This is a genomic window from Streptomyces milbemycinicus (genome assembly GCF_002154605.1).
Taxonomy (GTDB): Bacteria; Actinomycetota; Actinomycetes; order Streptomycetales; family Streptomycetaceae; genus Streptomyces; species Streptomyces milbemycinicus.
Map to the genome: position 1 here is coordinate 1 of NZ_MUNE01001300.1, position 921 is coordinate 921.

General features: G+C 69.2%; 1 pseudogene. It reads left to right on the forward strand.

Annotated elements, in window-relative coordinates:
- Positions 1-316: 316 nt before the first annotated feature.
- Positions 317-754 (forward strand): annotated as a pseudogene (locus tag CCN51_RS52735) (GNAT family N-acetyltransferase); the annotation flags it as partial.
- Between the last annotated feature and the right edge of the window lie 167 nt (positions 755-921).

Consider the following 921-nt stretch of genomic DNA (forward strand, 5'->3'; position numbering starts at 1 on the left):
CCGTCGGCCCGCCCCGGTCATCCGTGCCAGAGCCGTCGCTTCTGCTCCGGCTGAGCTGACTTGTCGCCCTGCTTCGGAGCTCGGCGGTCAGGTCGGCTTCGGCGGGCGGGGACGGATGGCTCATCGGCTGTTCGTGGTCGGGGCGGTGTCGGGGCGGAGGGTCGGCGTCCGAGGCCAGATCCAGGCCCAGGAGGGATCTGTGACGGGGCACGCTGCATGGAATTTCGCGCGACATGAGGCGATGGTTCTGGAACGCTGCGGGGTCGGGCCCACAGCGGCCTCATGCAAGTCTGTACCGACGCGGGAGTGGCGATCGATGGGTTTCATTTTGGAGGGACCGGTTCTCGAAGGCGGGCTGGTGCGTCTGGAGCCTTTGGAGCATCGTCATGCGGCGGATTTGGCGGTGGCGGCGGACGAGGACCGCAGTTCGTACCGGTTCACCTGGGTGCCCACGGCGGCCGAGGTCGAAGGGTATATCGATGCCCAGCTTGCGCGTGCCGCTGCTGGGAAGCTGGCACCATATGCGCAGGTGGATCGGGTGTCGGGGCGGGCGGTGGGGGCCACGGCCTACTGGGATCCGCGGCTGTGGCCGCAAGGGGAGGGGCTGTCCGCCATTGAGGTCGGGTTCACCTGGCTCGCGCCGTCCGCCCAGGGGTCGGGGATGAACACGGAGGCCAAGTACCTGTTGTTCAGGCACGCGTTCGAGAACTGGGGGGTGGCACGCCTCATGGTCAGGGACCCGTCCGGCCGGAGCACGTCGCTGTGATTCGGCCGGCGCAGGTAGACCAGGGCTGTCAGACCCTCAGGGTCGGCTCGCGCCACACTACGGCTACCGTGGGGCCGCCGTCGTCGCGCGAACGGCGGCGCCCTCACCGCGGCTGCAGCCCCTACAGCACCGAAGGCGTGCACTTCTTCACCCGC